This is a genomic window from Streptomyces spiramyceticus, from assembly GCF_028807635.1.
GTDB classification, from domain to species: domain Bacteria; phylum Actinomycetota; class Actinomycetes; order Streptomycetales; family Streptomycetaceae; genus Streptomyces; species Streptomyces spiramyceticus.
In genome coordinates this window covers 1105828-1123620 of record NZ_JARBAX010000002.1, presented here as the reverse complement: position 1 = coordinate 1123620, position 17793 = coordinate 1105828, and the positions used below count along the sequence as shown (strand labels likewise).

The following is a 17793-nucleotide window of genomic DNA, read 5'->3' as shown; positions in this document are numbered from 1 at the left end:
CCACGTAGCCCCTCCCGGTCCCGAGGTCAGCGGCCGGGGCGGGCGCTGGGCGTCCCGTAGAGGCAGGCGAGTTCGGCCGCCAGGCACGCGAGCCGCTCCCGCGCCTCCGGCGGTTCGAGTATCTCCACGCGCGCTCCGAGACCGGCCATCTGTACCGCCAGGATCTCCGGCGACGGCCCGTCGACCTCGACCTCCACCCACCCGTCGACAAGCGCCGCTCCGACCCGCAGCCTCCCGCCGAACAGCCCCTGCAGGACCGGCTCGGCACTCCGCTGCGCCCGGGCCCGTACGGTCGCAGAGAGCATCCGGTCCTCCATCCGCGCGGCGAGCGAACGCCAGGCTGTGACGAGATCGAAGCCGTCCGGCCGTGCGACGGGATCGCCGGTCGCCTCGACGGAAGTGACGCGGCTGAGCCGGAAGGTCCGCAGCCCGCGGTCGGTGTTCGCGACGAGGTAGTCGGCGCCCGCCTTGGACGCGATGCCGAGCGGATGGACCGTACGCTCGGTGGCCGGGCGGCCCGGTCCCGCGTACCCGAGCCGGACTTGTACGCCCTCCACCACGGCGCCCCGCAGCGCGTCGAGCTGGTGTGCGCCGGCGGTGACTGCTGTGCCCGACCAGTCGGTGGAGTCGGTGACGCCGGCTCCCGCCGCGGCCTCCGCGTCGGCCCGGAACGTCGCGGGCAGCGCCCGCACCAGCTTGCGCAGGGCCGTCCGCAGCTCGGGTCCGGCAGACGAAGGACCCGCGACGAGAAACAGCGCCCGGATCTCGCCGGCGGTCAGCCCCGTGAGATCGGTACGGGCCCCACCGACGAGCGCCCAGCCGCCGCCCCGCCCGGGCTGCGAGTAGACAGGAATGCCGGCGCTCGCCAGCGCCTCCAGGTCACGTCGCGCCGTACGCTCGGACACTTCGAGCTCCGCGGCCACCTCGGCCGCGGTGACCCGCCCGCGTGCCTGCAGGAACAGCAGAGTGGCCACCAGACGATCAGCTCTCATGCCTGTCATTCTCCGCCGGAGATTGGCCACTTGGTGGCCTCAGCTAAGCGTCGCGCGACCGGAACAGCAACCCACCGCCCACGAGCACCAAGGCCGCCCACAGGGTCAGCACGCCCAGGCCCTGCCATGGGCCGATGGGCAGGTCGCTGAGACCGACGGTCGACTGGACGGCGAGTCCGGCCGGCATCGGGGCGATCTGTTCCAGGTGCCGCTGCCAGTCCTCGTTCGTCACCACGCGGGTGAGGATCGGGAAGACGAAGAGCAGGGCGAGGACGATGCCGATGGCGGTCGCGGAGTTACGGACGGCTGTCGCGACGCCGAGGCTGAGCAGGGCGATCAGGGCGAGGTAGAGGACCGAACCCAGTGCGGCGCGCAGTGTCGGGCCGTCGGTCAGGGACAGAGCCGCGTAGCCGTGTTCCGGGTTGAAGCCGTTGTCGGGCAGGAGGATCCGCCCGGACAGCAGGGACGCGAGGACGGAGACGGTCCCTGCCACCAGCATCACGGCGGTGAGGACGGCCGCTTTCGCGGCCAGGACCGTGATCCGGCGCGGCATCGCTGTGAGGGTGGTGCGGATCATGCCGGTGTTGTACTCGTTGCCGATCATCAACACGGCCACGATGGCGACGACCACCTGGCCGGCCATGACCCCGGTGAGGCTCAGCCTGGTCGCGTCCCCGCCGCAGTCCAGGGCCGGGCACCTGGAGGTCGACGCCACTCCGGCGCTGACCGCGACGGTCGTCGCGATGACGCCGAGCATGAGCCAACCGGTGCCACCCTCCGTGCGCAGCTTGGTCCACTCCGCATGCAGGGCCCGCTTCATGCGTCCCTCCGGCGAAGCAGGACTACGGCCGCGGCGAAGGCGAGCCCGGTGTAGGCGCACAGAACGGCGAAGCCTGCCCACGGGGTCAGGGGAAAGTACCCGGAGGCCGGTGTGTAGGTGGTGAGCACGTGTTCGTAATGCTGGACGCTCTGCTGGATGGCGAACCCGGCGGCCGGGGTCACCCGCAGCAGCCAGTCCGACGCGCCCGTGGGCAGGACCGACGCGGTCGCGAGGATGTAGGGCAGGACCATCCCGGCGACGACAACCGTGATCGCCGCCGCGCTGCGTCGCAGGATGGCGCCGACAGCGAGGGCGAGCACGCCGGCCACGGCGAGCAGCAGGCCCGTGCCGACCATGACGCGCAGTTCGGTCTGCGTCGGCACCGTGAGCACGTAGAAACCGTTGGCGTGCGCCCTGTTCTCGCCGAGCGGGATCATGACAGCGGCGGCGGCCAGCCCGACGACGAAGGACAGGGACCCGACCACGATGGCCTTTGCCACCAGCACCCGGCCCCGGCGCGGGCTCGCGGCCAGGGTGACGGCGATCAGACCCCTCCGGTATTCGACGGTGATGAACCCCGTGCCCACGACGATCACCACGATCAGCCCTGCGAACGCGCCCACCAGGAAGTTCTCGATGGTGTTGCCGGGTCCCATGGCCGGTCCGCCCACGACCGGCGCGATGTCGCCGGCCCCGGTCAGTGTGTAACTGGTACCGGACTTGGTGTACTCGCCCTTGGTCGTCTGCGTGTAGCTGCCCGAGGTGCCTGCGTCGCCTCCTACTTGCTCGTCCTTCCACGAGCCCTCGTTCCACTGACCACCCAGCGCGACCTCGCCGAAGGAGCCGGTGGCCACGGCAGGACCGAAGCCCGCGCCGGTGCTCGTCTCTTCCATGGCCGACGGGGAGGTGACGAACAGTCCGACCTCTGCGGTCGACGACAGCCCGGGGAGACGGGCGGTACCGAGCTCGGTCCACTTGGTGCCGTCGGCGGATTCGTAACCGGTGATCGTGTCTCCGGAACGGTTAAGCCGCAGCCATCGAGGGAATTGCTTGGAGACGTTGCCGGTCCCTCCGGCCGTGTCCTCGGTGTAGTTGTGCTGCATCCGCACCCCGTGGGCGCCGGTGACCATCATCGCCGCATAGGCCGAGCCCTGTTCGAGGTTGTCCTTGACGATGATCCCCGCCTTCGCCCACGGCGAGACGCCGGGCTTGGTGGACTTCGGCTCGGTTGCGATCACGCCGGTCAGCGAGGTGACGGAGACGCTGATGCTGCCGTCTCCCCGCAGGGGCTGGTGTACGAAGTAGAAGTTGTCGTTGACCGCCCCACCGCCCGGACCGACCGGCAGGGAGGGATTGGCGTCATGCTCGGACTGGTTGCTGGCCGCTGTGCCGACCAGCCCGACCAGCAGGATCACCAGCACCGCGCCGATCATGGCGCGCACCCAGCCCCGTACCGTTGTGAACTTGGTCCATTCCGAGTGCAGCAGCTGCCTGAAGCCGCCCCGCCCGGCCTTCATCAAGGAACTCATCGTGCGGCCCCCTCGGGCACTGTGCCGCGATACTGCACCGCGTCCCGGGTGAGCTCCATGTAGGCCTCCTCCAGTGACGCGCGATGCGACGACACCTCCGAGAACGGCACCGCGGCCCGCCCGAGGAGTGACACGATCTTTTCGGCCGGCAGCCCGGAGACGGTGAGCGTGTCGGGCCCGGTGGCACTCACCGTGGCCCCCTCCCGCGCCAGCAGCGTCATCGCCTGGGTGCGCGCCGAGGTACGCAGGGCGACCCGCCCCTGGGATGCGGACGCGAGCATGTCCCGCACGCTCATGTCCGCGATGACCTTGCCGCGCCCGACGACCACCAGATGGTCCGCGGTGTCCTGGAGTTCGCTCATCAGGTGACTGGACACCAGCACGGCGCGGCCCTGCTGGGCGAGCGACGACAGGAACCCGCGCATCCACACGATGCCCTCGGGATCGAGGCCGTTGAACGGCTCGTCCAACATGAGCACTGGCGGGTCCCCGAGCAGCGCCGCCGCGATCCCCAGCCGCTGCCGCATGCCCAGGGAGAAGCCGCCCGCCTTCCGCTTGGCAACGTCCTGCAGACCGGCCTGGCTCACCACCTCGTCGACCCGCCTCGCGCTAAGGCCCTGCGAATGGGCCAGCCACAGCAGGTGGTTGCGGGCGGTACGGCTCGGCTGCACCGCCCCCGCGTCCAGTAACGCCCCGATGTGGTTCAGCGGGCTGCGCAGACTCCGGTACGGCCGTCCGCCGACCGACGCGCTGCCCTGATCAGGCTTGTCCAAGCCCATGATCACCCGCATGGTGGTGGACTTCCCCGCGCCGTTCGGGCCGACGAAACCAGTGATCTGCCGAGGGGCGACGGTGAACGTCATGCCATCCAGCGCCTGGGTCTGCCCGAAGCGTTTACGAAGGTTGGTGACCTCAATCGTCGCTTCCCCGTCTTCGATCGTCTTCTCCATGCCAGAAGGCTAGGAAAGACGACTTGAGCTGTCGTCACGGCGGCGAGGGACGTTCACCGCCCCTGACGTGAGGGACAGCGAAGACTGCCCGTCCCTCACGTGAGGGACGGGCAGTCTCCTCCCCGAGGATGACGCCTCCGACTGTGCGGATTGCTATCCGGACTGGCGGAAGCGGGGCACGACAAGTCCTGTTTCGTACGCGGTGATGACGGCTTGCGTACGATCGCGCAGCGCCAGCTTTGTCAGAACGCGGCTGACATGTGTCTTCACCGTCTCTTCCGCGACGACCAGCCGGGCGGCGATCTCCGGGTTCGACAGGCCTTCGGCGACGAGCCGCAGCACCTGCGTCTCCCGCGGTGTCAGTTTCTTGAGCGTATTGAGTGTATTGAGCGCGGATGCGGGCGTGGCGTCGGCGGCCCTGGCGGGCATCAGGGCGAACTCGCTGATGAGACGGCGGGTGACACCGGGAGCGAGCAGCGCGTCGCCCGCGGCGACGACCCGTACGGCGTCGAAGAGCCGTTCCGCGGTGACGTCCTTGAGGAGGAAGCCGCTGGCACCGGCGCGTAGCGCGTCGTAAACGTACTCGTCCAGATCGAAGGTCGTCAGGATGAGGACGCGCGGCCCGTCGGACCGAGCGCTGCCGGAAGTCTCGGAGGTTCCGGAGGAGACGAGTTGCCTCGTGGCTTCGATGCCGTCCATGCCGGGCATGCGGATGTCCATGAGGACAACGTCCGGAGACAGCTCGCGGCAGATCCGTAATGCCTCGGCTCCGTCCGAGGCCGTCGCGACGACCGTGAATTCCGGCTGAGTACCAAGCAGTGCGGCGAAGCCGGTGCGGACGACCAGATGGTCATCGGCGACGACAATCCGGACCGTCCGGGACGGGATGCTCATAGAGACTCTTCTGTCGTGGCGGGAAAGAGGGCCTCGACCACAAACCCACCGCTGACCGCCGAACCGGTACGGACTTCACCGCCGACCGCGGCGGCGCGTTCGCGCATGCCGAGCAGCCCCTGCCCGCCGGCCGGCACTGCGGGGGACATGCCGGGCCCATTGTCCCGGATACGCAACCGCAGGGCGCTGTCGGTGTAGTTCAGCTCCACGTCGACGGCGGCGCCGCCCGCGTGGCGACGGGCGTTGGTGAGGGATTCCTGGACGATGCGGTACGCGGCGAGTTCGACACCGGGGTCGAGTTCTCTCGGGTATCCGCGGACGATGAGGCGGGCGGGCGTCCTGGAGGCGTCCCGGGCCTCGTCGAGGAGCTCGTTGAGCTGACGCAGACCGGGCTGCGGCCGCCGGTCGGCGGTGCCGGTGGCGGACTGGGTGGTGTCGTCACGCAGCACCCCGAGCAGGCGGCGCATCTCGGTCAGTGCGGCTCGGGCCGTGTCGCCGATGCCCAGCAGCCGTTTGGCGCCCTCGGCGGGCATGCCGGTGGTGGCCAGCCGGGCCGTCTCGGCCTGCACGGCGACCATGGAGATGTGGTGGGCGACGACATCGTGCAGCTCACGGGCGATGCGCGCGCGTTCGCCGCGCGCGGTGTTCTCCAGCAGCGTGCCGACGATGGCCTCCCGCGTGGCGGTGTTCTCCAGGGCCTGTTTGCGCGCCCGTCGCGCGAGCCCGGCCAGGGCCGCCACCGGAGCCAGCGCAGCCAGCAGCACCGCCCGTACCCGGAAATCGGGATCCACCGGGCCCTCCAGCGCCAGCAACAGGTAGGGCAAACCGAGAGCCACGGCCAGCAGTTGGCGGCCGTTGCGACCGAGCCGGTACTGGGCGATCAGCTGCGCGCCAAAACCCGCCAGCGTCACCGTCTGGAAGACCGTGAGTGACCATACGCTCGCCGCCGAGACGGCGATCCCGGCGGTCACGGGGCGCAAAAAAGCCAACGGCAGGGCCGTACACAGGCACAAAAGCCCGATAACCAACGCGAATTGCACCCCTACGACGCCGTCGTCCCCGCCTCCCGTCACGGACGCGTCCGCTGCCATCCGCGGGATCGATCCATGGCTCCGGACGAATTCGGCGGCCGACTCCACCACCGCCAGCAGCCCGAGCAACGTTCCGGCCACGACGGTCACGCGCGGACTCCCCGCGATCCGCCGTCCCCTTATGACCCATTCGTCACGCCAGGCAGTCACATGGTTCACGGGCGTCAGTATCCCGGAAACGTCAAAAGGCCGTGTCGGATCACTCCGATACGGCCTCTGACCTGCGACTCTTTCGAGTCGGGACGACAGGATTTGAACCTGCGACCCCTTGACCCCCAGTCAAGTGCGCTACCAAGCTGCGCCACGTCCCGATGCCCGCCTGACCTGGGGTTTCCCCCGGCTCAGCGCGCAACAGAACAATACCTCACTCGTGGCCCGGTCCTGACGGTTCGTACCGGCTGCGGCGACAATGGGCAGGTGAACGAGACGGAGCGGCAGAGCAGCAGGGACCGTGACCCCGAGGGGCGGGCGCGCAGTGCCCGCCCGCGCGACGGGCTCGGCAGGCCGCTGCCGTACGGAGCGCCGGGCGTGGAACGGCAGCCGGAGGGTGTGGTGCGTACCGGCGAGGAGACCGTCCGCGAGGCGCAGCGGCTGCTCGACGCCGGTATGCCGTTCCACGCGCACGAGGTCTTCGAGGACGCCTGGAAGTCCGGACCCGAGGCGGAGCGTGCCCTGTGGCGCGGCCTCGCCCAGCTCGCCGTGGGCATCACCCATGCGGCCCGGGGCAACCGGGACGGCGGTGCGAGGCTGCTCAGGCGCGGGGCCGTGGGGATCGCGGAGTACGGAGCTGAGTACGGCGAGGCGCGTCCGTACGGCATCGGCGTCGCGGAGCTCGGCGCCTGGGCCGAGGAGCTCGCGGGCCGGGTCGAACGGGAAACGGAGCCCATCGACGCCGCCGCGGTCGCTCCCCGACTGCGCCCCTGACCGCCGGGCGGCCACGCGGCGAACTCCACGCGGCAAACAGCACACGGCAGACGCCACGCAGCACACGCCATGCGGCAGACTCTGCGCGGTGAGAAAGATTCTTGTCATAGGCATCGGCGCGGGCGACCCGGACCATCTGACGATCCAGGCCGTCAAAGCCCTCAACACGGTGGACGTCTTCTTCCTCCTCGACAAGGGCGAGGAGAAGTCGGACCTGATCCGGCTGCGGCACGAGATCCTCGACCGGCACATCGCGGACGGCCGGACGTACCGCCTGGTGGAGGGGCGCGATCCGGACCGTGACCGCAAGGCCGGGGGCGCCGCCTACTCCCCCGCGGTCGGCGACTGGCGCAGCCGCCGGGCCGACATCTTCGAGCAGATGATCACCGACGAGCTGGGCGAGGACCAGACCGGCGCGTTCCTGGTGTGGGGCGATCCGGCGCTGTACGACAGCACGCTCGGCATCCTGGAGGAGATCCTGGAGCGGGGTGCCGTGACCTTCGCCCACGAGGTGGTGCCCGGCGTCAGCAGTGTCTCCGCGCTGGTCGCGCGGCACCGCACCGGACTGAACCGGGTCGCGAAGCCCGTGCAGATCACGACGGGACGGCGGCTGGCCGAGGGCTGGCCGGAGGGCGCCGACGACGTGGTGGTGATGCTCGACGCGCACCAGGTGTTTCAGACGTACGCAGACGTGGACCCGTACATCTACTGGGGTGCGTACATCGGGACCGCGGACGAGATCCTCGTCTCCGGCAGGCTCTCCGAAGTCTCGGACCGGATTCTGGAGCTGCGGGCCGAGGCCCGTGCCCGCAAGGGCTGGATCATGGACACGTATCTGCTGCGCCGCGACTGAGACACCCCAGCCCGGCCAGTTCGGCCAGCGCCCCGGCCACGTCAGGGACGCCGTGCACCCCCGGCGGCGGGGGCGGGCGGCGTACGACGACGACCGGCAGGTCGAGGTCGCGGGCGGCGGTGAGCTTCGCGGCGGTGGCGGGACCGCCGCTGTCCTTGGTGACGAGGACGTCGACGGCGTGGGTACGGAGCAGGTCTGTCTCGCCGTCGAGCGTGTACGGGCCTCGGTCCAGCAGGATGTCGCAGTTTCGGGGCAGCGGCGGCTCGGGCGGCTCCACGGACCGTACGAGGAAGTGCAGCTCGTCCAGAGCGGCGAAGGCGGCCAGGCCGAGCCTCCCGGTGGTCAGGAATACCCGTCGGCCGAGCGCGGGAAGCCGCGTCGCCGCGTCGGCCAGGTCGTCGGCCATGTGCCAGCGGTCGCCGGGTCCCGGCTCCCAGCCGGGGCGGCGGAGCGCGATCAGCGGGGTGCCGGAGGCGGCCGCCGCTTCCGCTGCGTTTGCGCTGATGACGGCGGCGAACGGGTGGGTGGCGTCGACCACGGCGGTCACTCCGTGAGTGCGCATCCAGGCGGCCATCGCCTCCGCGCCGCCGAATCCTCCGGTTCGCACTTCACCTTCAGGCATCCTTGGTTGTGACACCCGGCCGGCGAGCGAGGTTGTGACCCGCAGGCCGGGGCGCGGGGCCAGTGTTTGTGCAAGCTTCCTGGCCTCCGTCGTACCGCCGAGTATCAGTACATGCCCGCTACCGGTGATCATGCGGCCACGCTACCCGAGGCTCCCGACAGGGCCGTTTCGGAAAAGTGGCTCAGGTCACTCCATTCAAGGCGTAACGAAATGGCGCGAGCGTGCGATGAACCCACAGGTGTCGTCGCGCTGCCCATACGTCATGCGACCTCGCCTCGTCATCATTTTTGCTACGAGAGGCTCCTCGTGTCGGTCAGTCCGTCCCGCCCGTTCCCACAGGAGATTGCGGAATCCCCTTCCCTGGTCGCGCTCATTGAGCGCGGTAAGGAGCAGGGTCACATCAACGGCGACGACGTACGCCACGCCTTCGAGGCAGACAGCATCCCCGCGGACCAGCTGAAGCGGGTTCTGCGCAGCCTCAACCAGGTCCTCGACGAAGAGGGCGTCACGCTGATGGTGACGGCGCCCAAGGCTCCTGCCAAGGCCCCGGTCAAGCGTGCGCGCAAAACCGTCGCCCGGGACGAGGAGAAGCGTCCGGTCAAGAAGACCGCTGTAAAGAAGACCGTCAAGAAGACCGCTTCGGCGGCGTCGCAGGCGGCTCCCGCGTCAATATCGGTAATGGGCTCCGCCGCCGACGCCGACGCCGAGGCCCCGGCCCCGGCTCCGGCGAAGCGCGCGGCGAAGAAGACGGCCGCGAAGAAGACCGCCGCCAAGAAGGGCGCTGCGGCCACCGAGGAGCCGCAGCCCGACGCATGGGCCGACGAATCCGGATCGGACGACGCCGACGAGAAGCCGGCGAAGCAGCCGCAGCAGGGTGACGGCTACGTCCTGTCCGACGAGGACGAGGACGACGCACCCGCGCAGCAGGTCATGGTCGCCGGTGCCACGGCCGACCCGGTGAAGGACTACCTGAAGCTGATCGGCAAGGTGCCGCTGCTCAACGCCGAGCAGGAGGTCGAGCTCGCCAAGCGCATCGAGGCGGGTCTCTTCTCCGAGCACAAGCTGGAGGACGAGGCCGAGCAGGACGCCGTCTTCCGCCGTGAGCTGGAGATCCTCGTCGAGGACGGCCGCCGCGCCAAGAACCACCTCCTGGAGGCCAACCTCCGGCTCGTGGTGTCGCTGGCCAAGCGCTACACGGGCCGCGGCATGCTGTTCCTGGACCTCATCCAGGAGGGCAATGTCGGTCTGATCCGCGCGGTCGAGAAGTTCGACTACACCAAGGGCTTCAAGTTCTCGACGTACGCCACCTGGTGGATCAGGCAGGCGATCACCCGCGCGATGGCCGACCAGGCCCGTACCATCCGCATCCCGGTGCACATGGTCGAGGTCATCAACAAGCTCGCCCGCGTGCAGCGTCAGATGCTCCAGGACCTGGGCCGCGAGCCCACCCCGGAGGAGCTGGCCAAGGAACTCGACATGACCCCCGAGAAGGTCATCGAGGTCCAGAAGTACGGCCGAGAGCCCATCTCGCTGCACACCCCCCTGGGCGAGGAGGGTGACAGCGAGTTCGGTGACCTCATCGAGGACTCCGAGGCGGTCGTCCCGGCCGACGCGGTCTCCTTCACCTTCCTGCAGGAGCAGCTGCACTCGGTGCTGGACACTCTGTCCGAGCGCGAGGCGGGCGTCGTCTCGATGCGCTTCGGTCTGGCCGACGGCCAGCCGAAGACGCTGGACGAGATCGGCAAGGTCTACGGCGTGACGCGTGAGCGCATCCGCCAGATCGAGTCGAAGACGATGTCGAAGCTGCGTCACCCGTCGCGCTCGCAGGTCCTGCGCGACTACCTCGACTAAGAAAGTCCCGGACCCGGCCAAGGGGTCCTGGATACCCACTCCGGCGCCTCGGGCATGTCAGCCTGTCCGAGGCGCCGAGTCGCGTTTCCGCCCGATTGCTCTCTGCTGTTCCGTTACGGGATCAGGAACGCGTCCGTGCCCACCGCTGCCGCCAGGCCCGCCACCAGCAGCCAGGACCCGAGCCGCGTCCGTCCGCGCCGGCTGAGCTCGATGACCACTCCGCAGAGGATCAGGGCCAGTCCGTAGACCCCGACCACCAGAACCGACGACCGGCTCGCCAGCCGCACCACCAGCACCACCGCCACCGCCACCATCAGGACCGACGCCGCGGCGATCCGCATCCGCCTGGCCTGACGTGGTGTCAGTCCGGGCTGTGCGGGCATGAAGTCGTCCACGGTCTGTTCCTGGTCAGCTGAGGTCATGATCCCGGATCGTAATCGCTCGTACGAGCGGCCGTTCAGCCACCCCAACAACCCGTCCGGTCGCGCCGCACAGTCGTGCGATAGGTTTTGCCTCTCTTTTGACTTTGACCACGATCAACTTCACGCGCGGAGACTGAACCTCAATGGAAGACATCGTCAACGGACTTGGCCGCTCCGCCGCCTACGGTGCGCTGGGCGTGGTGCTGCTGACCCTCGGCATATTCCTGGTGGACGCCCTGACCCCGGGCAAGCTCGGCCGCCAGATCTGGCAGGAGCGCAACCGCAACGCCGCCCTGCTGCTCAGCTCGGCACTGCTCGGCATCGGCGGGATCGTCTTCACGTCGATCTGGACGACGTACAACGACTTCGGCAAGGGCCTCGCATCGACGGCCGCCTTCGGCGTTCTCGGCCTCGTGATGATGGCCGTGGCGTTCCTGGTGGTCGACCTCGTCACGCCGGGGAAGCTGGGCGAGACGCTGGTCCAGAGCGAGCCGCACCCGGCGGTGTGGGTGACCGCGTCCTGCAACGTCGCGGTGGCCGCGATCGTCTCGGCATCCATCGCCTGACCCACCACCCAACTCCCGCCGGTCTGCGGACCTAGCGGGCCGGAGAGCACCGCACAAGGCCGCCCCTTAAGCCATGGGGGCGGCCTTCGGCGTACACGGGGCCCATACGTCACCCGTTCGGTTACTCCTCGCGCACAGTCGTGAGCCCAGTGTGCAAAATTGGCGAGTCTAAACCCCGCGCCAGGACGCACGCAGAGGGTTGCTGAATATGCCGCCGCGCTGATCCGATCTGGCTAAGCTCGGTCGAAGCGCGCCGAGTTGCTATGAAATCACGCACTTGTTCCCAAGTGTCTTGATGGTTCGAATACATCCCCGCATCGACCGGCAGAGGTTTACATGGTTCGTGTTGAATCGCCTCCAACTGACCGAGAATCCTCCTTCGTTCGCGCGCTCGTGCCGCCCATCCTCCTCATGGCCGCGGCAACTGCCGCCGCCCTGGCGGTCGTGGCGGAGTCCGCCCGCATACCGGTCGCCGTGTTCGGCGCACTTGCGACCGTCGTCGTCACGCTGTTCGCAGCCGAAGTGGCCCGCCGCGGGCGGGCGATGAGAGCCCTGCGCGTCGAGTACGGGCAGCGCCTGGCCCATCTCGAAGCGCGCGTCGCCGGGCACGACCAGGAGACCCTGCGCGTCAGCAAGCAGTTGCTGCCTGCCGCCATCCACCGCCTCCGGCAGGGCGAGTCGCCCGCCGAGGTGATCCGGGTGGTGGTGGACGGGGACGCGACGTACCGCGATCTCCGCGACCCGCAGCGCAATCTGCTCCGCACCCTCCTTGAGATCATCGACGACGAGGAAGCGATGCGCGAGTCCGCGCAGCGCGCCTTCGTCAACATCGCGCGCCGCGTGCAGGCGATCGTCCACCAGCAGTCCAGTGAGCTGCGGATGATGGAGGAGGACCACGGGCGAAACCCCGAGGTCTTCGACGACCTGCTGCGCATCGACCACGGCACCTCGCTGATCGGCCGGCTCGCCGACTCCATCGCCGTACTCGGCGGCGCGCGCCCGGGACGCCAATGGCCCAAGCCCGTACCGCTGTTCAGCGTGCTGCGCGGCGCGATGTCCCGGATCCTGGAGTACCAGCGGGTCGATCTGCACTCCATCGCCAAGATCGCCATCCTCGGTACGTCCGTCGAGCCGCTGATCCACGCCTGCGCCGAACTCCTCGACAACGCCACCCGCTACTCACCTCCGCAGACCCGGGTGCACGTGACCGCGGTGGAGGTGCAGACCGGCATCGCGATCGAGATCGAGGACGGCGGCGTCAGCCTCAGCGAGGAGGCCCGCAGGCGGGCCGAGAACATGCTGGCCCAGGCACAGGCGGGCATCGACCTCAACGACCTCGGTGAGACGCCCAGGCTCGGCCTGGCCGTCGTCGGCCGACTCTGCCAGATGTACAACATGCAGATCTCGCTGCGGCAGTCGGCGTACGGCGGCGTACGCGCCGTGCTGATCGTGCCGCGCGAGATGATCACCACCGGCCCTGCCCCCGGTCTCGCCCACGGCATCGGCGCCTCCGCGGTCCCCCGGCAGAACCCTGGCGGTCTGCCGGACCCCGCGACGCTGCGTGTTCCCGGGCGCAAGCCCCGGCCGGAGGGCGAGCCGCGACGGCCGGCGCCCGCACCGGCGGCGCCGGCGGTACACAGGCCACCAGTGGCCAGGCGGGAGGACGACGTCCCCGTGGTGACCGAATGGACGGCCAACGGGCTTCCACAGCGCCGCAGCGGTTACCGCGCGCCGATCGGCACCTATGCGGTGCAGCCCCACGCCGACGAGCAGCCCGCCCGGCCGCAGAACGGCAACGGCACGGGCAAGGAGAAAGAACCGGGCCTCTGGATCGAAGCTTTCACCAAAGCAATCAAGGGGACACCGGAGTCCCCGACCGGACCCGACGACGAACCTGACGATGTGTTGGACAAGGGAGATCTGAAGTGATCCAGCAGCGGGCGAATTTTGACTGGCTGCTCAAGGAGCTGGCCGACGGGGTACCGCAGATCCAGCAGATCGTGGTCCTGTCCGCGGACGGCCTGCGCATCGCCCGTCACGGCGGCGACCCGGACGTCGCCGACCGGCTCGCGGCCGCCTGTGCGGGGCTGCAGAGCCTGGCCGCGGCCGTTGCCGCCGAAATCCCGGACAGCGACGGACAGATGCAGCTGGTCGTCCTCGAAGTCAGCGGCGGCTTCTTCTACTTGATGGCCGCAGGAGCCGGGGCGTATCTCGCGGTTCTCGCCAACGAGACGGTCGACGCCGGCCTGCTGGGGGCCCGGATGCGGGACCTGGTGATCCGGATCGGAGCCCATCTGACGAGTCCGCCGCGCCATGACGGGCGCACCGTATGACTTCGCCCCGACGAGAACGGCGACGACCAGGGACGGGTGACCCAGGACGCCTGTACGTGATCACCGGCGGCCCGGACGGCGCGGCACGGGCCGCCATCGATCTGGTCACCATGGTCGTCGCCCGCACCGCACCCACACCGACGGTCAAGCCCGAGCAGGCCGCGATTCTGCGGCTCTGCCGGGCGCCTTTGTCCGTCGCCGAGATTTCCGCGTACCTCAGCCTGCCGTTCAGCGTGGTGACCGTTCTGCTGACCGATCTCCTCGCCACCGACCTGATCGAGTCGCGCGCGCCCATTGTCCGCGCCACTTTGCCCGACCGGTCCCTTCTCGAAGCGGTGATGCATGGACTTCAGAAACTCTGACACGATCGCAGGGCCCCGGAGCCAGGACATCCTGCCCTCGACGGCCACGTCCGCGGTGAAGATCGTGATCGTGGGCGGGTTCGGCGTCGGCAAGACCACCATGGTGGGCTCGGTGAGCGAGATCCGTCCGCTGACCACCGAGGAGACCATGACCCAGGCCGGGGTCGGTGTCGACGACAACTCCGGTGTGGAGGGCAAGACCGCCACCACCGTGGCCATGGACTTCGGCCGGATCAGCCTCAGCAACGAGCTGGTCCTCTACCTCTTCGGTACGCCTGGCCAGGAGCGCTTCTGGTTCTTGTGGAACGGCCTCTTCGAGGGCGCCCTGGGCGCGGTCGTGCTGATCGACACCCGGCGTCTTGAAGTCAGCTTCGACGTGATCGGGCGGCTGGAGGAGCGCGGCATGCCGTTCGTCGTCGCCGTCAACACCTTCCCCGACGCGCCCCGGCATCCCGTCGAGACGCTGCGGACCGCCCTGGATCTGCCGGAGCAGGTACCGATAGTGGACTGCGACGCACGTGGGCGCGGCTCCAGCCGCGACGTCCTCATGACGCTGATGCGGTACCTGCACTCCTTGGCCCTGCCGCGCGACTGACCTGCTTTCCCGTACCCATCAGCCCCCATCAGCCCCATCAGTCCCATCAGCCTGATCATGGAGTGACCGTGACAACTCCTTTCCACGACCTGCCCGGAGCGGACAACGGGCCGCTGCCGCCCCCGGGCTGCCCCGCCCACGGACTCACCAGTACGGGGCCCGGCGGGCTGCGCCGGCTGTACGGGCCTGAGCACGAGAACGACCCCATGGGCCTGTACGAGAAGCTGCGCGCCGAACACGGCCCGGTGGCACCGGTGCTGCTGGTCGGCGACGTACCGGCATGGCTGGTCCTCGGCCACAGCGAGAATCTGCACATGACGCGTACGCCGTCGCAGTTCTCCAGGGACGCGCGCCGCTGGCGCCTCGTGCACGACGGCACCGTGCCCCCGACCATCCCCTTGCTCCCGTCTTCACCTGGCAGCCCCTCTGCGTCTTCGCGGACGGAGCGGACCACGAGCGGCTGCGCGGCGCGGTCACCGACAGCATCGCGCGCATCGACCACCGCGGCGTACGCCGCTACATCAACCGCTACAGCAACAGGCTGGTGAACGACTTCTGCCAGGACGGCCACGCCGACCTGGTCAGCCAGTTCGCCGAGCATCTGCCGATGATGGTGCTGTGCCAGATCCTCGGCATGCCGGAGGAGTACAACGAGCGGATGGTGCAGGCCGCCCGGGACATGATCAAGGGCACGGCGACGGCGAACGCCAGCAATGCCTACATCATGGGCGTACTGAGCAGGCACGTGGCCCGGCGCCGGATGACGGCCGAGGAGGACTTCACCACCTGGCTCGTCGAACACCCGGCAGGTCTCACCGACGACGAGGTCAGCCAGCATCTGCGGCTGGTGCTCATCGCGGCGTACGAGACGACCGCCAACCTCATCGCCAACGTCGTACGTATGGTGCTCACCGATCCGCGCTTCCGCGCCCAGCTCAGCGGCGGCCACATGACGCTGCCGGAGGCGGTCGAACAGACGCTCTGGGACGAGCCGCCCTTCACGACGATTTTCGGCCGGTGGGCGGTCGGTGACACGGAGTTCGGCGGCCAGCAGATCAAGAAGGGCGACGCGCTCATCGTCGGGATCGCCGCCGCCAATGTCGACCCGGTCGTACGCCCTGATCCGCATGCCTCCATGCAGGGCAACCGTGCGCACCTCGCCTTCAGTGGCGGGCCGCACGAGTGCCCGGGCCAGGACATCGGGCGCGCGATCGCCGACACCGGCGTCGACGCGTTGCTGATGCGCCTGCCGGATCTGCAACTGTCGGTGGACGAGGACCAGTTGCGCTGGAGCAGCGCCCTGATGTCCCGGCATCTGAACGAGCTCCCGGTGACGTTCGCCGCGCGCCCGCCACAGGACGTCGCCGGTACGCCCATGTCGACGCCGAGCACGACACCGCGGCCCGACTGGCAGGTGGAAACGCCCCCCAGGGTGCCCGCGCCGCAGCCGCCCCCCGCAGCGTCTGTGCCGTTGCCCGCTCAGGTAATTCCGCCGGCTCAGGCCGCGCCGGCAGCTCCGGTGGCTCCGGTGGCTCCGGTGGCTTCGCCGCCCTCGGGCGGGATCCCCGCGCAGCGCAGGCCCAGGGCGCCGAAGCGGATGTGGCAGGCGGTCACACGCTGGTGGCGCGGGTACTGACCGCCAGCTGGTCCCACCACCAGGCGATCGTCGGGAGGGGAAGCGGTTCAAGGCTGGCATCGGCCGGACACTGCTTCCACCACCCCTCGGGCCTGGCCACCGAGTCGGTGGGCACGCTGTAGCGGGGGCAGACGGACGCCCAGTCGAGGTGGCCCCGGATGAACTGGCCCAGCCCCTGTACGTAGCGGCGCAGTCCGCCGCCCGCGTCCTTCAGCACCTGGTCGCGCAGCCGGAGGAAGAGCACCATGACGCGGTCCCGCATCGCCACGGCTTCGTCGAGTGCGCGATGCGGATCGCAGTCGAGTTCCTGGCACAGGACGTCGATGAGATTGAGGTCGTCGTTGGCCCGCAGCAGCTCCTTGTTACGGGAGTAAAGGTCGTTGTCCCAGCTGACGAGCGTCCAGGTGATCTCGGTGAGGGCACGCACCCGCGGGTCCTCAAGATCGTTGTCGGGGACGGAGTATCCGGCGACAATTTCGATCATGGCGGTGGACGGGGCCATGCCTATGGCCCTCATCCACAGCGTCACGTAGTCGTTCAGCGAGGGCAGTCCCGGGCTGCGGCGCCAGGCCGCTTCCAACACCAGCCCCGAGGTGTAGACGCGCATCGCGTCGGTCCAGCGGCGGATCTGCTGCCGGGACGCGTACCGCTCCAACTCCAGCCGGAGTACGCGCAGTGCCGCCGTGTGCGGCGATTCGTCCGGCGACTGGGCTGCGGGTGTCTCGATCGCCCGCATCATGCGTGCCGTCTCCTGGGCCAGGGAGTCGGCGGTGACGTAGGCCTCGTCGCAAACGCCGTCGTCGAGCGAAAAGAGTACGGCATGGAATTTGGCCATCAGCGTGAGCGGTTCGAGCTGCCCGTAGGACATGGTCGAGGCGGTGAGACCGCCGAAGTCGCAGAGGGCGAGGCGCCTCCGTTGCTGGTCGTCGGTGTCAAGACGCTGCTGGAGCATCCACCGCACCGTCATGTCGTTCAATGCCTGGGCGGACGGGTGTACCACGGACGGGACCGGGCAGTAGAAGGGCACTGCCGGTAACTGCAGACCCAGTCGAATTGGTGAGACTACGGTCATGATCGGCCTCCTCTTGGGTGCCCCGCATGCGCTGGGGCGTATATGCCCATGTCCGATCGTCAATAACAATGCAACTGGCCGTTGCCTGAAACAAGTTGATCGATTAATGGTCGGACTCGTTACACCCCACAGGACATCGGACACACGCCCGAACATGGTGCACCTGTGCGCATGGATTCAGTCAACGGTTTTGTGAGATGACTGATGCATCAGTCATCTGCTCAATGCACCGGCAGGCGCCTTGAACTACAGGCCGTCACACAATCCTGACGTTGTGTTCA

Annotated in this window: 17 protein-coding genes, 1 tRNA gene and 2 pseudogenes; 10 read left to right on the top strand and 10 right to left on the bottom strand. The window is 69.0% G+C overall.

The genetic code is table 11. The features are described 5' to 3' along the window. Window positions 1-26 precede the first annotated feature (26 nt). From PXH83_RS28615 to PXH83_RS28585, 7 genes are all read right to left on the bottom strand, one after another. Entirely contained in the window at window positions 27-992 is a 966-nt protein-coding gene (locus PXH83_RS28615; protein WP_274564201.1) for a helix-turn-helix transcriptional regulator, read from the bottom strand. A 43-nt stretch (window positions 993-1035) separates the two neighbouring features. Further along, window positions 1036-1812 carry an ABC transporter permease gene (locus PXH83_RS28610; protein ID WP_274564200.1) on the bottom strand — a complete coding sequence of 259 codons (777 nt, stop codon included), beginning with the start codon at window positions 1810-1812 and terminating at the stop codon, window positions 1036-1038. After that, window positions 1809-3341 (bottom strand): ABC transporter permease subunit, encoded by a 1533-nt coding sequence (locus PXH83_RS28605; protein WP_274564199.1) that lies wholly within the window; start codon window positions 3339-3341, stop codon window positions 1809-1811. The genes PXH83_RS28610 and PXH83_RS28605 overlap by 4 nt, the downstream gene beginning before the upstream one ends. Then, window positions 3338-4291: an ATP-binding cassette domain-containing protein gene (locus PXH83_RS28600; RefSeq protein ID WP_274564197.1), complete on the bottom strand. Its 954-nt coding sequence runs from the start codon at window positions 4289-4291 to the stop codon at window positions 3338-3340. The genes PXH83_RS28605 and PXH83_RS28600 overlap by 4 nt, the downstream gene beginning before the upstream one ends. Before the next feature lie 153 nt (window positions 4292-4444). Next, window positions 4445-5185: a response regulator gene (locus tag PXH83_RS28595; protein WP_274564196.1), complete on the bottom strand. Its 741-nt coding sequence runs from the start codon at window positions 5183-5185 to the stop codon at window positions 4445-4447. Next, window positions 5182-6435, bottom strand: coding sequence for a sensor histidine kinase (locus tag PXH83_RS28590; protein WP_274564194.1), 1254 nt, complete (start codon window positions 6433-6435; stop codon window positions 5182-5184). The genes PXH83_RS28595 and PXH83_RS28590 overlap by 4 nt, the downstream gene beginning before the upstream one ends. Window positions 6436-6513: 78 nt before the next feature. After that, window positions 6514-6587: transfer RNA gene (locus PXH83_RS28585), tRNA-Pro, on the bottom strand. A gap of 106 nt (window positions 6588-6693) precedes the next feature. On the opposite strand from PXH83_RS28585, the gene PXH83_RS28580 reads away from it, so the two are divergent. Further along, window positions 6694-7200, top strand: a complete 507-nt coding sequence (locus PXH83_RS28580; RefSeq protein ID WP_274564193.1) for a DUF309 domain-containing protein — start codon at window positions 6694-6696, stop codon at window positions 7198-7200. An 88-nt stretch (window positions 7201-7288) separates the two neighbouring features. Beyond that, entirely contained in the window at window positions 7289-8053 is a 765-nt protein-coding gene (gene cobF, locus PXH83_RS28575) for a precorrin-6A synthase (deacetylating) (protein WP_274564192.1), read from the top strand. Here the strand turns inward: cobF and PXH83_RS28570 are convergent. Further along, the gene (locus PXH83_RS28570) at window positions 8022-8807 is read right to left on the bottom strand and encodes a cobalt-precorrin-6A reductase (protein ID WP_274564191.1); all 786 of its coding nucleotides are present in this window, start codon (window positions 8805-8807) and stop codon (window positions 8022-8024) included. The two genes, cobF and PXH83_RS28570, sit on opposite strands and share 32 nt — an antisense overlap. Window positions 8808-8981: 174 nt before the next feature. Between PXH83_RS28570 and PXH83_RS32620 the strand changes: the two are divergent. Continuing rightward, window positions 8982-9294: pseudogene (locus tag PXH83_RS32620) on the top strand (RNA polymerase sigma factor region1.1 domain-containing protein); the annotation flags it as partial. A 59-nt stretch (window positions 9295-9353) separates the two neighbouring features. Next, complete coding sequence (locus tag PXH83_RS28565; RefSeq protein ID WP_420803288.1) at window positions 9354-10526, top strand: RNA polymerase sigma factor; 1173 nt, start codon at window positions 9354-9356, stop codon at window positions 10524-10526. Between the two features lie 113 nt (window positions 10527-10639). Here PXH83_RS28565 and PXH83_RS28560 read toward each other — a convergent pair whose 3' ends face one another. Next, window positions 10640-10948 carry a hypothetical protein gene (locus PXH83_RS28560; protein WP_274564189.1) on the bottom strand — a complete coding sequence of 103 codons (309 nt, stop codon included), beginning with the start codon at window positions 10946-10948 and terminating at the stop codon, window positions 10640-10642. A gap of 143 nt (window positions 10949-11091) precedes the next feature. On the opposite strand from PXH83_RS28560, the gene PXH83_RS28555 reads away from it, so the two are divergent. The 6 genes and pseudogenes from PXH83_RS28555 to PXH83_RS28530 all read left to right on the top strand — a co-directional run bounded on the left by PXH83_RS28555 (window position 11092) and on the right by PXH83_RS28530 (window position 16440). Beyond that, window positions 11092-11514, top strand: a complete 423-nt coding sequence (locus tag PXH83_RS28555) for a DUF350 domain-containing protein (RefSeq protein WP_214928365.1) — start codon at window positions 11092-11094, stop codon at window positions 11512-11514. A 336-nt stretch (window positions 11515-11850) separates the two neighbouring features. Further along, a complete protein-coding gene (locus PXH83_RS28550; RefSeq protein WP_274564187.1) occupies window positions 11851-13443 on the top strand; it encodes a sensor histidine kinase in 1593 nt (530 codons plus the stop codon). Beyond that, window positions 13440-13847: a roadblock/LC7 domain-containing protein gene (locus PXH83_RS28545; RefSeq protein WP_274564186.1), complete on the top strand. Its 408-nt coding sequence runs from the start codon at window positions 13440-13442 to the stop codon at window positions 13845-13847. The genes PXH83_RS28550 and PXH83_RS28545 overlap by 4 nt, the downstream gene beginning before the upstream one ends. Further along, window positions 13844-14209: a DUF742 domain-containing protein gene (locus tag PXH83_RS28540; protein ID WP_214928368.1), complete on the top strand. Its 366-nt coding sequence runs from the start codon at window positions 13844-13846 to the stop codon at window positions 14207-14209. Before PXH83_RS28545 ends, PXH83_RS28540 begins: the two co-directional genes overlap by 4 nt. Further along, on the top strand, window positions 14190-14804 hold the full coding sequence (locus PXH83_RS28535; RefSeq protein ID WP_274564181.1) for a GTP-binding protein: 615 nt from the start codon (window positions 14190-14192) through the stop codon (window positions 14802-14804). The genes PXH83_RS28540 and PXH83_RS28535 overlap by 20 nt, the downstream gene beginning before the upstream one ends. A gap of 68 nt (window positions 14805-14872) precedes the next feature. Then, window positions 14873-16440: pseudogene (locus PXH83_RS28530) on the top strand (cytochrome P450). Here PXH83_RS28530 and PXH83_RS28525 read toward each other — a convergent pair. After that, window positions 16415-17512: a terpene synthase family protein gene (locus tag PXH83_RS28525; RefSeq protein WP_274564180.1), complete on the bottom strand. Its 1098-nt coding sequence runs from the start codon at window positions 17510-17512 to the stop codon at window positions 16415-16417. The pseudogene PXH83_RS28530 and the gene PXH83_RS28525 sit on opposite strands and share 26 nt — an antisense overlap. Window positions 17513-17793: the final 281 nt, after the last annotated feature.

Excerpts from the sequence above, each read along its gene's own strand:
- PXH83_RS28570 (WP_274564191.1), bottom strand. The coding sequence starts at position 8,807 with ATGATCACCGGTAGCGGGCATGTACTGATACTCGGCGGTACGACGGAG.
- PXH83_RS28610 (WP_274564200.1), bottom strand. The coding sequence starts at position 1,812 with ATGAAGCGGGCCCTGCATGCGGAGTGGACCAAGCTGCGCACGGAGGGT.
- PXH83_RS28615 (WP_274564201.1), bottom strand. The coding sequence starts at position 992 with ATGAGAGCTGATCGTCTGGTGGCCACTCTGCTGTTCCTGCAGGCACGC.
- PXH83_RS28600 (WP_274564197.1), bottom strand. The coding sequence starts at position 4,291 with ATGGAGAAGACGATCGAAGACGGGGAAGCGACGATTGAGGTCACCAAC.
- PXH83_RS28535 (WP_274564181.1), top strand. The coding sequence starts at position 14,190 with ATGGACTTCAGAAACTCTGACACGATCGCAGGGCCCCGGAGCCAGGAC.
- PXH83_RS28540 (WP_214928368.1), top strand. The coding sequence starts at position 13,844 with ATGACTTCGCCCCGACGAGAACGGCGACGACCAGGGACGGGTGACCCA.
- PXH83_RS28560 (WP_274564189.1), bottom strand. The coding sequence starts at position 10,948 with ATGACCTCAGCTGACCAGGAACAGACCGTGGACGACTTCATGCCCGCA.
- PXH83_RS28605 (WP_274564199.1), bottom strand. The coding sequence starts at position 3,341 with ATGAGTTCCTTGATGAAGGCCGGGCGGGGCGGCTTCAGGCAGCTGCTG.
- PXH83_RS28525 (WP_274564180.1), bottom strand. The coding sequence starts at position 17,512 with ATGACCGTAGTCTCACCAATTCGACTGGGTCTGCAGTTACCGGCAGTG.
- PXH83_RS28555 (WP_214928365.1), top strand. The coding sequence starts at position 11,092 with ATGGAAGACATCGTCAACGGACTTGGCCGCTCCGCCGCCTACGGTGCG.
- PXH83_RS28550 (WP_274564187.1), top strand. The coding sequence starts at position 11,851 with ATGGTTCGTGTTGAATCGCCTCCAACTGACCGAGAATCCTCCTTCGTT.
- PXH83_RS28595 (WP_274564196.1), bottom strand. The coding sequence starts at position 5,185 with ATGAGCATCCCGTCCCGGACGGTCCGGATTGTCGTCGCCGATGACCAT.
- PXH83_RS28565 (WP_420803288.1), top strand. The coding sequence starts at position 9,354 with ATGGGCTCCGCCGCCGACGCCGACGCCGAGGCCCCGGCCCCGGCTCCG.